Annotated in this window: 14 protein-coding genes; 5 read left to right on the top strand and 9 right to left on the bottom strand. The window is 73.0% G+C overall.

Annotation, left to right across the window (positions count from 1 at the left end; translation table 11 throughout):
- Window positions 1-17: 17 nt before the first annotated feature.
- Window positions 18-224 (bottom strand): hypothetical protein, encoded by a 207-nt coding sequence (locus AB0435_RS29325; RefSeq protein ID WP_366007015.1) that lies wholly within the window; start codon window positions 222-224, stop codon window positions 18-20.
- Window positions 225-387: 163 nt separating this feature from the next.
- Between AB0435_RS29325 and AB0435_RS29320 the strand changes: the two genes are divergently transcribed.
- The 3 genes from AB0435_RS29320 (at window position 388) to AB0435_RS29310 (ending at window position 4,574) form a co-directional block, all read left to right on the top strand.
- Window positions 388-1,089, top strand: coding sequence for an NAD(P)-binding domain-containing protein (locus AB0435_RS29320; protein ID WP_366007036.1), 702 nt, complete (start codon window positions 388-390; stop codon window positions 1,087-1,089).
- A gap of 254 nt (window positions 1,090-1,343) precedes the next feature.
- A complete protein-coding gene (locus tag AB0435_RS29315; protein ID WP_366007035.1) occupies window positions 1,344-2,366 on the top strand; it encodes an alpha/beta hydrolase-fold protein in 1,023 nt (340 codons plus the stop codon).
- Window positions 2,367-2,525: 159 nt separating this feature from the next.
- Window positions 2,526-4,574, top strand: coding sequence for a BTAD domain-containing putative transcriptional regulator (locus AB0435_RS29310; protein WP_366428354.1), 2,049 nt, complete (start codon window positions 2,526-2,528; stop codon window positions 4,572-4,574).
- On the opposite strand, the gene AB0435_RS29305 is transcribed toward AB0435_RS29310, so the two are convergent.
- Genes AB0435_RS29305 through AB0435_RS29290 form a run of 4 tightly spaced genes read right to left on the bottom strand, consistent with a single transcriptional unit; the run spans window position 4,544 to window position 8,016 of the window.
- The gene (locus AB0435_RS29305; protein WP_366428353.1) at window positions 4,544-5,731 is read right to left on the bottom strand and encodes a hypothetical protein; all 1,188 of its coding nucleotides are present in this window, start codon (window positions 5,729-5,731) and stop codon (window positions 4,544-4,546) included. The genes AB0435_RS29310 and AB0435_RS29305 overlap by 31 nt on opposite strands.
- A 42-nt stretch (window positions 5,732-5,773) precedes the next feature.
- Window positions 5,774-6,451: an alpha/beta hydrolase gene (locus tag AB0435_RS29300; protein ID WP_366428352.1), complete on the bottom strand. Its 678-nt coding sequence runs from the start codon at window positions 6,449-6,451 to the stop codon at window positions 5,774-5,776.
- 12 nt (window positions 6,452-6,463) lie between these two features.
- A complete protein-coding gene (locus AB0435_RS29295) occupies window positions 6,464-7,651 on the bottom strand; it encodes a flavin-dependent oxidoreductase (protein ID WP_366007011.1) in 1,188 nt (395 codons plus the stop codon).
- Window positions 7,648-8,016 (bottom strand): nuclear transport factor 2 family protein, encoded by a 369-nt coding sequence (locus tag AB0435_RS29290; RefSeq protein ID WP_366428351.1) that lies wholly within the window; start codon window positions 8,014-8,016, stop codon window positions 7,648-7,650. Before AB0435_RS29290 ends, AB0435_RS29295 begins: the two co-directional genes overlap by 4 nt.
- Window positions 8,017-8,118: 102 nt before the next feature.
- Here AB0435_RS29290 and AB0435_RS29285 point away from each other — a divergent pair, with 102 nt between their 5' ends.
- Window positions 8,119-9,009: a LysR substrate-binding domain-containing protein gene (locus AB0435_RS29285; RefSeq protein ID WP_366007009.1), complete on the top strand. Its 891-nt coding sequence runs from the start codon at window positions 8,119-8,121 to the stop codon at window positions 9,007-9,009.
- Between the two features lie 53 nt (window positions 9,010-9,062).
- On the opposite strand, the gene AB0435_RS29280 is transcribed toward AB0435_RS29285, so the two are convergent.
- Both AB0435_RS29280 and AB0435_RS29275 read right to left on the bottom strand, forming a co-directional pair.
- Complete coding sequence (locus AB0435_RS29280) at window positions 9,063-10,034, bottom strand: LLM class F420-dependent oxidoreductase (RefSeq protein ID WP_366007034.1); 972 nt, start codon at window positions 10,032-10,034, stop codon at window positions 9,063-9,065.
- Between the two features lie 96 nt (window positions 10,035-10,130).
- Window positions 10,131-10,673 carry a DUF6328 family protein gene (locus AB0435_RS29275; RefSeq protein WP_366428350.1) on the bottom strand — a complete coding sequence of 181 codons (543 nt, stop codon included), beginning with the start codon at window positions 10,671-10,673 and terminating at the stop codon, window positions 10,131-10,133.
- A gap of 199 nt (window positions 10,674-10,872) precedes the next feature.
- Between AB0435_RS29275 and AB0435_RS29270 the strand changes: the two genes are divergently transcribed.
- Entirely contained in the window at window positions 10,873-11,196 is a 324-nt protein-coding gene (locus AB0435_RS29270) for a plasmid stabilization protein (RefSeq protein ID WP_366428349.1), read from the top strand.
- Window positions 11,197-11,317: 121 nt separating this feature from the next.
- Here the strand turns inward: AB0435_RS29270 and AB0435_RS29265 are convergent, their stop codons facing one another.
- A complete protein-coding gene (locus tag AB0435_RS29265) occupies window positions 11,318-12,679 on the bottom strand; it encodes an OFA family MFS transporter (protein WP_366428348.1) in 1,362 nt (453 codons plus the stop codon).
- 96 nt (window positions 12,680-12,775) lie between these two features.
- Window positions 12,776-13,252: a VOC family protein gene (locus AB0435_RS29260; RefSeq protein WP_366428347.1), complete on the bottom strand. Its 477-nt coding sequence runs from the start codon at window positions 13,250-13,252 to the stop codon at window positions 12,776-12,778.
- Window positions 13,253-13,469 lie beyond the last annotated feature (217 nt).

Below are 13,469 nucleotides of genomic sequence, written 5' to 3'. Positions count from 1 at the left end.
GCCGGGCACGGCCCAAGCTACGGCAGGTCGCTGTCGCCCCCGAGGTTGGCGACCACCCGGCGCAGTACGTCGACCGCGGCCGCGTACTCCCGCTCGCCCACCCCCGCGCGCATCTGTTCATGCGCCCGCCCGTTCCGCTCCGCCGCGCGGCGGAGCCCCGCCTCGCCCTCGGCGGTGAGCGACAGCCGGCCCGCCTCCTCCTTCAGCCAGCCGCGTGCGAACAAGTCGTCGTAGACCGCCTCGAAATCGATCCGCTCTGCCCGCGGTGCGATGCGGTCACCGTAGAAACTCGACCAAGGTTGAGGTCAAGGCGCTTCTTCCCGCCCAGGAGCGGAAACAGCTGACGCGCTTCCCGTGTTACCCCCCTGACGGCCGGAGCCCCGCGACATCCGCCGGCCGACCCGTAGCGCGACACGGAAGGTGCGTCACATGAAGATCGGCATCATCGGAGCGGGCAACATCGGCGGCAATCTCGCGCGTCTGCTCACCGCCGCCGGCCACGACGTGGCGATCGCGAACTCCCGTGGTCCCGCGACCCTCACCGCCCTGGCGGAGGAGACCGGCGCCACGCCCGTCACCGTCGAGCAGGCCCCGCGCGGCGCCCGCGTCGTCATCGTCACCGTCCCGTTCAGGAACGTCCCCGGCCTGCCCGCCGGGCTGTTCGCCGACGCGCCGGACGACCTGATCGTCATCGACACCGGCAACTACTACCCCCAGCAGCGCGACGGCCGGATCGCCGAGATCGAGGACGGGCTGCTGGAGAGCCGCTGGACCGAGCGGCACCTCGGGCGGCCCGTCGTCAAGGTGTTCAACGGTACGTACGCCCACGACCTGCTCGACCGCCCGCGCCCCCAGGGCGACCCCGGCCGGGTCGCCCTCCCCGTGGCCGGCGACGACCCGGAGGCCAAGCGGGTCGTCCGTGAACTCGTCGACGGCATCGGCTTCGACACGGTCGACACGGGCGGCCTCGACGACTCCTGGCGCCAGCAGCCGGGGAAGCCGGTCTACGGGGTGGCGGCCGGCGCGGAGACGGTGCGTAAGCTGCTGGCGGAGGCGACGCCGGAGCGCACCGCGGAGTGGCGCGCCTGACTCCCCGTGGGCTCCTGCGGCCGACCGTGGCCCTCGCGCCCCGGCCCGCACGCATGATGACCAAGGTCACGACCCCCGGTGGGAACCTGTGACGGGGTCACGTGCTCCAGTAGGACGGAACAGACCGTCATGTCCTTCGGGGCAGCAGCATCATCCGGAGCGACGCGATGACGCACTCACCTTCCGGGGCGTACCAGTCCCGGGGCCACCGCCGTGCATCCCGCGCCAAACGATGGACCATCGTTGTGGCGTCCATAGCCGTACTCGGACTGATCACCGGGGGTGTCCTGAACTATCTCAAGATCGGCCCGTTCTCCGACAAGGGTGAGAAGGTCAGCTTCGGCCAGCAGGCGCCCGCGGGCAACGGCGGGCAGGCCGGCGGGAACAACGGCGCGCAGCCCGTCGCCGACTCCAAGGTCCTGATGCCGACCGGACCCGAGGCCGAGTTCAAGAACGTCAACACCCTGGGCGACGGCACGCACATCGCCGTGACCACGCTGGAGGGCAAGAAGTCCGGTTTCACGGGCAAGGTCTGGGTCTGGGCCCCGAAGGAGTACGGGGACCCCAAGTTCGCGAACAGCGGCTTCCCCGTCCTCATCGCCCTGCCCGGCGGCCCCGGCTTCCCGGACAACTACTGGATGGGCACCAACCTCAAGCTCCAGTCGTCCATCTCCAAGTGGTACGCCGAGGGCAAGAGCAAGCCCTTCCTGCTGGCCATGCCGGTGCTGAACCCGAAGAACAACGGGACGTACTGGGACGGCAGCGACATCCCCAACCAGCCCAAGATGGGCACCTGGCTCACCGACGACGTCCCGGACCTGATGAAGCGGAACTTCCGGACCATCAAGGCGCGTGACGGCTGGGCCTTCATGGGCTCCTCCTCCGGCGGCTTCGCGGGCATGAAGGCCGTCCTGAAGCACCCCGACCGCTTCAAGGCGGCCATCGCCTCCGGCCCGGACATCGTCCCGGACTCCCCGCTGTGGAAGGGCCACAAGAAGGAGATGGACGAGAACAACCCCGAGCTGCTGGCCAAGGACCTGATCGCCAAGGGCGGCCCGGACGTCTACATCGCGTTCCAGTACGGCACACGGGAGGACCCCATCACGATCAACGGGGTCAAGAAGTTCGTCGCCACCTACGGCAAGGGCCCGGTCCACACCGACGTGAAGGTGATCGAGGGTGGCAAGCACGACGCCTACACCTACGTCCCGAGCATGGGCCAGGGGCCCATCCAGTGGATCAGCGAACAGCTGGAAGGGCCGATCCCGGCCTCCTGACGCGGCACCCCACCCGAAGCCGCGGGACCGCGCCCGGTCCCGCGGCTTCGTCGTCCCCGCGGCTCTACCGTCCTTGCGGCTTTGCCGTCCGCCGGGGCACGTACCGCGCGCGTTTACCCTGTGACCAGGGATTTCTCGGAACGAACAGAGGCTTTGGGCATGGGTGGGGAAGAACCCGCGGATCCGTTGCGGTTCACCGTCCTCGGGCCGGTACGGGCCTGGCGGGGCATCACGGAGCTGCCGTTGGGCGCGCGCCAGCAGCGCTGCGTCCTCGCGGTACTGCTCCTGCGCGCCGGCACCACCGTCCCGGCGGAGGAACTCGTCGACGCCCTCTGGGGCGAACGGCCGCCCCTCGCCGCCCTGGGCACCGTGCGCACCTACGTCTACCGGCTGCGCAGGGTCCTGGGCTACGGCACGATCGGCCCCGACGCGGGCGGCTACCGCATCGACACCGCCCCCGGATCCGTCGACGCAGCGGAATGCGAACGCCTGGCGGCCGAGGCGGCCCGCCACCGCTCCGCCGGCCGGGCGGAAGCGGCCCTCGCGGCCTTGCGGCAGGCCCTCTCGCTGTGGCACGGCGAGGCGCTGCCCGGACTCCCCGGCCCGTACGCCGAACGGCAGCGCGTCCGTTGGGCCGAGCGCCGCCTCGAACTCCTCGAAGCCCGCCTGGAGACCGAGCTGGAGCTCGGCCGCCACGACCGGATCACCGGGGAGCTCACCGAGCTGGCCGACGCGCACCCGATGCGCGAGCGCGTCTCCCACCTGCGGATGCTCGCCCTCTACCGCGCCGGACGCCAGGCCGAGGCCCTGGACGCCTACGCCGCCGCGCGCCGCACCCTGATCTCCGAGCTCGGCGTCGAACCCGGCCCGGAGCTGCGGGAACTGCACGGCCGGATCCTCGCCGCGGACCCCGACCTCGCGCTCTCCACCGGCCCCCTCCGCCCCCTCACGAACGCGTCCGAGGACCCTGTGGCCGCATCGTCCGCCACCCCCTCGCCCGAGCCGGAACCTTTCACGCCACCGCCCACGCCTCTGCCCGCCCCCAGGCAACTCCCCGCGAAATCCGCCGACTTCAGCGGGCGGCAGGCCGAGAAGGCCGCGCTGCGCCAGGCCCTGCTCGCCCCCGGGACGCCCGTCGCCGTCATCTGCGGCCTCGGCGGCGTCGGCAAGACCGAACTCGCCGTCCACCTCGCCCACTCCCTGGCCCCGCACTTCCCCGACGGCCAGCTCTACGCCGACCTGCACGGCGAGGACGGCAGGCCCGCGCCGCCCGAGGAGATCCTCGGCTCCTTCCTCGGGGCGTTCGGCATCCCCCGGGACGCGCTGCCCGCCGGGCTCACCGAGCGGTCCGTCCTCCTGCGCTCCGTGCTCGCCGGACGCCGCGTCCTCCTCGTCCTCGACAACGCGCGGGACGCCCGGCAGGTGCGGCCCCTGCTGCCGGGCGGGCCCGGCTGCGCCGTCCTGGTCACCAGCCGCGCCCGGCTCACCTCCCTGACCACGGCCTACACCGCCGAACTGGGCGCGCTCAGCCCCGACGAGGCCCTCCAACTGTTCACCGGCATCGTCGGCGAGGACCGCGTGCACGCCGACGAGAGTGCCGCGCGGGAACTGCTGGCCGCCTGCGGCCACCTGCCCCTGGCCGTCCGGATCACCGCCGCCCGGCTCGCCCACCGCCCGTTCTGGACCCTCACCGGAATCCTCCCCCGGTTCGCCGACGGCCGGGGCCGCCTCGCCTTCCTGCGCACCGGCGACCTCGCGGTGGAGAGCACCTTCCGGTTCGGCTACGACCAGTTGACGCCGGCGCAGGCGCGCGCCTTCCGGCTGCTCGCCGTCCCGGACGCCCCCGAGCTGCCGCTCGACGCCGTCGCCTCCCTGCTCGACCTGCCCCGCGACGCGGCGGAGGATCTCGCCGAGTCGCTCGCGGACGCCTCCATGCTGGAGACCCCCGCCCCCGGGCGCTACCGCTACCACGGCCTCCTGCGCGACTTCGCCCGGAGCCTCGGCCTCGGCGCGGAGCGCACCGGCGCCCTGGACCGGCACGAGGACGCGATCGCCCGCTTCACCACGGCCGCGGACATCAGGCACGGCCTCGGCGATCCCGTCGGCGCCGCCGAGCACCACCGCTCCGCGCACGCCCTGCTGCTCCCGACGACCGAGGAGCCGCGGGAGCCCGCCCGTCAGGGCGCGGGCGGCTCCGGCCGGGTGTGACCGAGGGCCATGCGCAGGAAGCGGGGCCGGTAGATGTCCGCGCGGTGGATGACGTCGTCCGGGACGAGGCTGTTGACGTTGTAGGAGACGACGAGCTCGTCGCGGCGTTCGAGCTCCGGGTGCTCGTGGGGGTTGTAGGCGAAGACGTTCCGGTTGCGGTAGGTGCCGCCCGGCCCGGTCTCCGGGGCGGTGAACACCGTACGGGGCCGGGTGAACGGCCCGCTGGGCGTGCGTGACCAGGCGAACTGCACCTCCGCGCTGAACGGGAGGTCCGCGCGCTGGGTGCACAGGGCGTACCAGGCGCCGTGCCGTACGACGCTCAGCTCGTCCGAGGTGCGCAGCGCGGCACCGTCGGGCCCGGACAGCCGGGCGGAGCGGTGCTCGTCGGAGGACCAGGTGCCGCGGCCGGTGAAGAACTGCCAGGGCCCGCGCAGGTCGGAGCCGGTGATGCGGGCCAGGTGGAGGTGGTTGCCGGGGCCGGAGGGGGCCTTCTCGGTGCCGTAGACGTAGGTGTGCCCGCCCTCCCGGGACAGCCACGCGCCCCACGAGACACCGGCCGACGACGGCAGCGGCGTCAGCGACCGGGGCCCGGGTCCGCCGCCGGGGCCGAACCGGCCCAGCGCGTTGCCCCGCCAGGCCACGTCCAGGGGGCCGGGACCGGTGCGCGCGTAGCGGGCGTAGACGACCTGGACACCGCCGGGGCCGGGGATCCCGGCCCGCGACCAGTACCAGTCGTCGGGGCCCGAGCCGGACACGACGGACGTGGGCCCGCCGCCGGCGTCCCGCCCGGTGACGGTGTGCGGGCCGGTGGCGTTCCAGAGGACGAAGCTGTTGTGCACGAAGGGTGTGGAGCCGCGGCCGGTGACGGGGGAGCGCGAGCCGTCGGGGCGTACGGTGCCGAGGAAGGTGTCGGAGAAGACCCACAGTTCGCCCTTGGGCGCGGGCACGGAATACGTGCTGTCGCCGCCGGTCCAGTGCCCGGGCGAACGGTCCCGGTCGGCATATCCGGCGAACGCCCCGTCGAGTGCCGCGTCCGCCCGCACCCGGGTGACCTCCGGCGGGCCCACTGCGGGCGGCAGGAAGGCGCAGGTGGCGACGAGAGCGCAGACCAGCACGGCGGGGGAGCGCAGCCGGGCCGCGCGGCGGGGAGTTCGCATGGCACCAGCCTCAACGAGCGAACGCCCCCGGGGTAGTCGGCCTCAGTCGGTGCCGGCCGCCTCCAGCGCCACCTTCAGCAGCTCGTCCGGCGCGCCCTGCATGACGTTGTGGGTGGACGCCACCGCGTGCACGTGCCACGCCGGATCGCCCTGCAACCGCTCGTACGTGGGCCGGAACGGCGTCTCCGCCTCCCACCGCTCCGCGTACACGTAGTGCCTGCGCCGGACCTGGTCGGGACCACCGCGCAGGCGGATCGACTGGAGCAGTGACGCCAGCGGGTGCGGGGTCGCGCGGGGGTCGAGGAAGGGCAGGGGCGCGGTCGCGTACCCCAGGGCCCCCACACCCCGCAGGTACCAGTCCCGGACGGGGGCGTTGGCCAGCGTCCAGCAGGAGTCGCCGTCGGCGGGGACGAAGGCGTCGACGTAGACGAGGCCCCTGACGCGCTCGGGCGTCCGGTCGGCGGCACCCGTCGTCACCATGCCGCCGTAGCTGTGCCCGACCAGCACCGCGTCGGTGATGTCCTCGTCCACCAGCAGGTTCACCACGTCGTCGATGTGCGTGTCGAGATTGACCGAGGACGTGAGGAGGTGCTTCCGTCCCCCGACCCCGGTCAGGGTGATCGGGTACGCCTCGTGCCCGTGCCGCCGCAGCTCGCGCGCGAGCGGTTCGAAGCACCAGGCACCGTGCCAGGCGCCGGGAACGAGTACGAACGTGGCCATGGGTAACTCCTTCTAACGAGGCGTCAGGGAAGCGCGGGTGTTGAGCGCGTCCACGTCGCTCCCGGTGGTGTGCCGGTAGGTGTCCGTGATGCGGGCCAGGTCGCGCGGGGACCGCGCGGCGGTGGCACGGTTCATTGTGCGGTTGGCCAGGACGACGGCCGACGTCGGCTCCCGCCTGGCCTCCTCGTAGCGGGCCAGCCCCTCCGTCACGTCGCCGGCCCGCGCGAGTTCGTACGCGAGCACCCGCGCGTCGACGACCGCCTGGGAGGCGCCGTTGGCCCCCACCGGATACATCGGGTGCGCGGCGTCGCCGAGCAGCGTCACGCGTCCGCGGCCCCAGGCCGGGAGCGGGTCGCGGTCGACCATGGGACAGGTGAGGACCTCCTCACCGCCCGCCAGCAGGGCCGGCACGTCCAGCTCGCCGAGCCGCCAGCCCGCGTAGTGCGGCAGCACGTCCGCCACGCGGGCGGCACGGTTCCGGCCAGCCTCCTCGGAGAGGGGCGCGGGCGCGGACTCCCGCACCTGGCACACCCAGTTGATCCGGCCCCGGCCGATCGGATAGGCGATGAGCTGGGTGTCCCCGTCGCGCAGGATCGCCATGGAGCGTCCGGCGCGGAACGGCTCGGCCCGCGTCGTGCCCCGCCACATGCGGATGCCCGACCACAGCAGCGGCCCGCCGCCCGGGTGCAGCCGGGCGCGTACCACCGAGTGCAGCCCGTCGGCGCCGACGAGTGCCTCGGCGGTCATGCCACCGGTGGCGCCCGTCGCCCGGTCGAGGAGACCGGCCCGTACGCGGCCGGCCGCCTCCTCGAAGCACGTCAGGCGGACTCCCGTACGGACCGCGCCGGCGCCCAGCCGTTCGCGGACCGCGGCCAGGAGCAGCAGCTGGAGTTCGCCGCGGTGGACCGAGAACTGCGGCCAGCGGTAGCCCTGCGCGAGACCGCGCGGCTCGGAGAAGATCTCCTGGCCGTACCGGTCGCAGTGGACGATCTCGGCGGTCGCCACCCCGGTCCCGGCGAGGCCGTCGCCGAGGCCGAGTTCGGTCAGTTCGCGTACGGCGTGCGGCAGGAGGTTGATGCCGACGCCGAGCGGCCGGATCTCCCGGGCGCTCTCCACCACGACCGCGTCGATGCCCGCCGCGTGCAGGCTCAGCGCCGTGGTGAGGCCGCCGATGCCCGCGCCGGCGACGAGCACGGTCATCGGCCGGCCGGGATCTCGGGGCGGTCGATGATCCGCAGCCAGGTGCCGTCCGGCTCGCGGCGCGCCACCTGCACGCGGCCGCCCGTGCCGTCCGCCGGGAAGGTGGAGGTGAGGGCGAGGTCGCCGTAGCGGACCGTCGGCAGCGGCTCCTCCACCACGAAGGACAGCGGCGCGTGGGCGAGCATCCGCTCGCACACGGCGCGGATCGCCTCCCTGCCGACCGTCGCGGTCCCGGGCGGGAAGGCGAGCACGGCGTCGGGCGCGTAGAGCGCGGCCAGCCCCTCGGCGTCGCCGGCGTTGGCGCGCTCCACGAACAGGCGGGCCAGGTCCTCGGGGGTACGGGCGGGTTCACGGTGCGTGGTCATGGTGACTTCCTCTCTCTCGCTTCCACTCTGTGGCCGCGACGATCAGAAGTCCAAGAGATGGGTTTTCTGCTTACTAGAAGCAGCAGTTATAGAATCGCCGTTATGGAACTCCGACAGCTCGCCTACTTCGTCGCCGTGGCCGAGGAGCGCAACTTCACCCGCGCCGCGGAGAAGGCCCACGTGGCCCAGCCGGGTGTCAGCGCCCAGATCCGCAAGCTCGAACGGGAGCTCGGCCAGGAGCTGTTGGACCGCTCGGGCCGCGAGGTGCGGCTGACCGAGGCGGGCGAGGCCGTCCTGCCCTACGCCCGGGCCGCACTGGCCGCCGTGGAAGGCGCCCGCCTCGCCGTCGACGAACTCACCGGACTCGTCCGCGGACACGTCGCCGTCGGCACCGTCACCTCGCACGACGTCGACCTGCCCGGCCTGCTGGCGGGATTCCACGACGACCACCCGGCAGTGGAGATCACCCTCACCGAGGCGAACTCCGACCGGCTCATGGAAGATCTGCGGGCGGGCCGCCTCGACGCGGCCGTCATCAGCATCGGCACCACCCCCGCCGGGCTCGACATCCGGGTGGTCGACGACCAGCCGATCGTCGCCGCGGTCGCCCACGGCCACGAACTCGCCGTCCACCGGACCATCTCGCTCGACACCCTGCGCGGCCGCGACCTCATCAGCCTCCCCAGGGGTACGGGCCTGCGCACCCGGCTCGACGACGCCTGCGCGGCCGCGGGCTTCACCCCGCGGATCGCCTTCGAGGCGAGCGACCCCGGCGTCCTCGCCCAGCTCGCCGCCCGCGGCCTCGGCGCCGCGATCCTGCCGGGCGCGTTCGCCGAAGCGCGGTCGGACGAACTGCACAGCATCACGATCGACCGCCCGCCGCTCCGCGGCCGCCTCGCCTTCGCCTGGCGCGTCGACGGCCCGGCCAGTCCTGCGGGCCGCGCGCTCGTGGCACGGGCCCGCGTGGCGCTGGGCAGCCCTCGGCGGCGGTGAGACCCGGCCGCGGCCCGCGCCCTCCCGGCCGTTACGCCGCTTCCTCGCGGCAGCTACGCCGCTTCCTCGCGACCCGGCAGCCGGGGCAGCACCTTCGTGCGGTAGAAGTCGAAGAAGCCTTGCTGATCGGGGCCGATCTGGTTGACGTAGACCGTGTCGAAACCCGCGTCCGCGTACGCCGTGACCGCCTCGACGTGCGCGTCCAGCCCGTCGCCGCAGACCACCGCGGCCGCCACCTGATCCGGTGTCACCAGCTCGCTGGCCTGCTCGAAGTGGCGGGGTGTCGGCAGCAGTTGCGGCAGCTCGCCCGGGAGCTGCTCGTTGGCCCACAGCCGGTGCGCCGTACGGACCGCCTCGTCGCGGTCCGGCCCCCAGCACACCTTCAGCCCGGCCTGCGCCGGCTTCACCCCGCCGCCGCTGCGCCGGAAGCGGTCCACCGCCTCGCCGTCGGGCGTCATGGTGATGAAGCCGTCCCCGATCCGCCCGGCCAGCTCGGTCGCCGCCGGGCCGAACGCCGATATGTCGATGGGCACGGGCTCGTCGGGCACCGTGTGCAGCCGGGCGTTCTCCACCGTGTAGTGCTTGCCGTGGTGGCTGACCTCCCCGCCCTCGAACAGGAGCCGCATCACATGGACCGCCTCCTGGAGCATTTCCAGCCGGACGGCCGCCTGGGGCCAAGGGGCGCCCAGTATGTGCTCGTTGAGCGCCTCCCCACTGCCCACCCCCAGCCGGAACCGCCCGCCCAGCTGCACGGCACAGGTGGCCGCGGCCTGCGCCGTCACCGCAGGGTGCAGCCGCATCGTCGGACAGGTCACCGCCGTCTGCACCGGCAAGGACGTGGCCTGGGACAGCGCGCCGATCACCGACCAGACGAAGGGGCTCTGACCCTGCGCCGAGTTCCACGGGTGGAAGTGATCGGAGATCCACAGCTTGGTGAAGCCCGCCTGCTCGGCCATCCGCGCCTGCTCGACCAACTCGTCCGGCCCGTGTTCCTCACTGGAGAGGAAATAGCCGTATTCTGTCATCGGGGTGACCTCCTGGAGGCGGCTCTCAGCCACCGGGTAACCATCCGGCCACCGAGAAAACCCCCGGTCACGGTGCCCGCGGACGGGAACGCCTCGCTACTCCCGGTGCCCGTAGCGGCGCAGCGCCCAGCCGGGCAGCCCGAACCAGCACAGCACCAGCCACGCCACCACCCCGGCGACCACGTACGGCACGGCCGCGCTGTGCAGCGCGATGCGGAGGATGAGCAGCAGGGCCGAGGTGACCGTGGCCAGCAGCAGGACGACGCCGGTCATCGTCAGGCGCGACGCCCAGACGACCGTCTGCGGCTTCAGCCGCCGGCCGCTGACGATCCGGTGGAAGGAGACGGGCCCGATCAGCGCCCCGGTGGTGGCCGCGCCGAGCACCACCGTGACGACGTAGATGGTGCGGTCGGTATGGCCCAGCGTGGCGAACCGCGGGGTGAAGACCACGGTCAGCAGGAAGCCGAAGAGGATCTGCACCCCGGTCTGGGTGACCCGCACCTCCTGGAGCAGCTCGCTCCAGCGCCGGTCCGCCCGCTCCTCCGGCGTCTCGCGGCGGCCGCGCCGCGGCTGCTCCCCGGGCTCGGCGGGCGGGCCGGGCGCCCCCGGCCCGCCGTCCCGCGCTCCACTCGATGCCATGGCGTTCCCGTCACCCGTAGCCCTCGCCTGCGCGCCGGGTACCCCTTCCGTCCTCCGGCATGCCCCGGAGAGGACCGGAGAGGAGTAGTCGGGGCGCGGTTGCGTCCGCCGCCGCCCTGTCCCAGTGTGGAACGGACGAAGCCACTTCCCCCTTCGGACGCCGGGCGCGGAGCCCGGGCGCCGCCGAGGAGCGAGAGAGATGCCGCGAGGATCGAGCCCCAAGCGTGAGCGCCAGTACGAACACATCAAGGAGAGCGCCGAGCAGCGCGGCGAGAGCACGAAGCGGGCCGAGGAGATCGCGGCCCGCACCGTGAACAAGGAGCGTGCCCGGTCCGGGGAGTCCCGCACCGCGAGCAAGAGCTCCACGCAGGACATGTCCTCGTCCGAGCGAGGCGGGCAGCGCTCCCACAGCGGCGCCCAGGGACCCACCTACGACCAGCTCTACGCCGAGGCGCGGCGCCGCGGTGTCCACGGCCGCTCCTCGATGAACAAGTCCGAGCTCAAGCGGTCCCTGGGGCGCTGACGGAACCGGCCTCAACCGGTGAACAACTGCCGCAGTTTGAGGGTCAGTTCGTACACCCCGTAGGCGAAGGGCGCCCCCACCCACAGCCAGGCGAGGGCGAGCAGTGCCTTGCGCGCGGGTGTCATGGCGTCACGTCCTTCTCGGGCGCCGCGCCGGTGTGCTCCTCCGCGACGGGCGGCTCGTGGTGGCGGGCGTGGACGGGCCGCACGAACTCGTTCGCGGCGAAGCCCACGACCAGCAGTCCGATCATCACGGTGAACGACGCGGTGTAGAGGCCGGGGCCCGTACGGCCCGCCGCCTTCCCCGCGTCGGCGAAGGCGTTGACGATCAGCGGGCCGAGGATGCCCGCGGTGGACCACGCGGTCAGCAGCCGGCCGTGGATCGCGCCGACCTGGAAGGACCCGAAGAGGTCCTTCAGATAGGCGGGGACGGTCGCGAAACCACCGCCGTAGAAGGACAGGATGACCGCCGCGCACACGATGAACAGCGGCTTCGAGGAGTCACCGGCCAGCGCGAGCACCAGATACGTCAGCGCGCCGGCGCCGAGGTAGAGACGGTAGACGTTCTTGCGGCCGACCCGGTCGGAGGCGGAGGACCAGCCGATCCTGCCGAGCATGTTGGCGAGCGAGAGCAGACCGACGAAGCCCGCGGCCGCGGAGGCCCCCACCGGTGACGAGGAGCGCGCGAAGAAGTCCGTGATCATCGGCGCCGCCTTCTCCAGGATGCCGATGCCCGCCGTGACGTTCGTGCAGAGCACGACCCACAGACACCAGAACTGCGGCGTCCGCAGGGCATTGCGGGCCGAGACCCGCGCCGTGGCGACGAGGGGGCCGCGCCCGGCGGGGGAGGGGGCGTCCGGCGGCCGCCACCCCTCGGGCGGTACGCGCACGAGCAGCACGCCGAGCGTCATGAAGACGGCGTACGCGGCTCCCATGACCGAAAACGTCCGCGCGATCCCGGCCGTGCCCGAGCCGAAGCCGGACAGCAGTTCGGCCGACCACGGCGAGGCGATGAGGGCGCCGCCCCCGAAGCCCATGATCGCGATCCCTGTGGCCATCCCCGGACGGTCGGGGAACCACTTGATGAGCGTGGAGACGGGCGAGATGTAGCCGATCCCGAGCCCGATGCCGCCGACCAGCCCGTACCCGGCCACCACCAGCCAGAACTCCCGCGTGGCCGCCCCCAGCGCGGCCACCAGGAAGCCCGCCGAGAAGCAGCCGGCCGATACGGCCATCGCCCAGCGCGGGCCGTTCCGCTCCACGAGAGTGCCGCCGAAGGCGGCCGACAGCCCCAGCATGACGATCGCCACCTGGAACGGGAGCGCCGACGCCGTCCCGGACAGGCCGAGCGACGACTCCAGCGGCGGTTTGAAGACGCTCCAGGCGTACGCCTGACCGATGGCGAGATGAATGGACAGCGCGGCGGGCGGAACGAGCCAGCGGCTCCATCCCGGAGGCGCGACGGTACGCGAGCGGGCGGACATGAGCCGGAAGGTACAGCGCGCGGCGATCCGGCGGAAAGGCCACCGGCCTTGCGGCGCAGGCCAGTTCGAGCGATCCGCGCCGCGCCGCCCCCGCCGCTATCCGGCCGCGTCCGCCGCGGCCCGCACCTCCGCCACGTCGATCTTCTTCATGCCCATCATCGCCTGCATGGCCCGCCGAGCCCGCCCCGGGTCAGGATCGGCGAGCAACGCCTTCATCTCGGCGGGCACCACCTGCCACGACAGCCCGTACTTGTCCTTCAGCCACCCGCACGGCCCTTCCTCGCCGCCCTCCGAGAGCCTGGCCCAGTAGTAGTCGACCTCCTCCTGGTCCGCGCAGTCGATCGTCAGCGAGATCGCCTCGTCGAAGGTGAACTGCGGCCCGCCGTTGAGCGCGAGGTAGTCCTGCCCGTCGAGCGAGAACTCCACGGTCAACACGGTCCCGGCGGGCCGCGGCGCGGCTTCGCCGTAGTGCAGCACGGACTTGATCCCGGAGTTGGGAAAGACGGACACGTAGAAGTCGGCGGCGTCCTTGCCGTTGGTGTCGAACCAGAGGGTGGGGGTGATGCGGGGCATGGGGACTCCTGTTGGTGAGGGGTTCTGTACGTACGGTGACATCGGGGTGGGGTGGGCGCTACTTGTTCGGGGGGTTTGTTTCCCCGGCCCCGCCGCGTGGGGGGCGGACGGGCTGGATGTGCTGGTTACGGTCCGCACCATCCAGCCCGTCCGGCGTTTGAGGACGCGCCCGGAGGGCGCTGGGGTCCGGGGTCTCCCCGGTTTCGGGAAGGGGCGG

The sequence above is a fragment of the Streptomyces sp. NPDC051173 genome, from assembly GCF_040689515.1.
GTDB lineage: Bacteria > Actinomycetota > Actinomycetes > Streptomycetales > Streptomycetaceae > Streptomyces.
The sequence above is the reverse complement of the archived record's forward strand: the minus strand, read 5'-3'. Positions and strand labels throughout refer to the sequence as shown.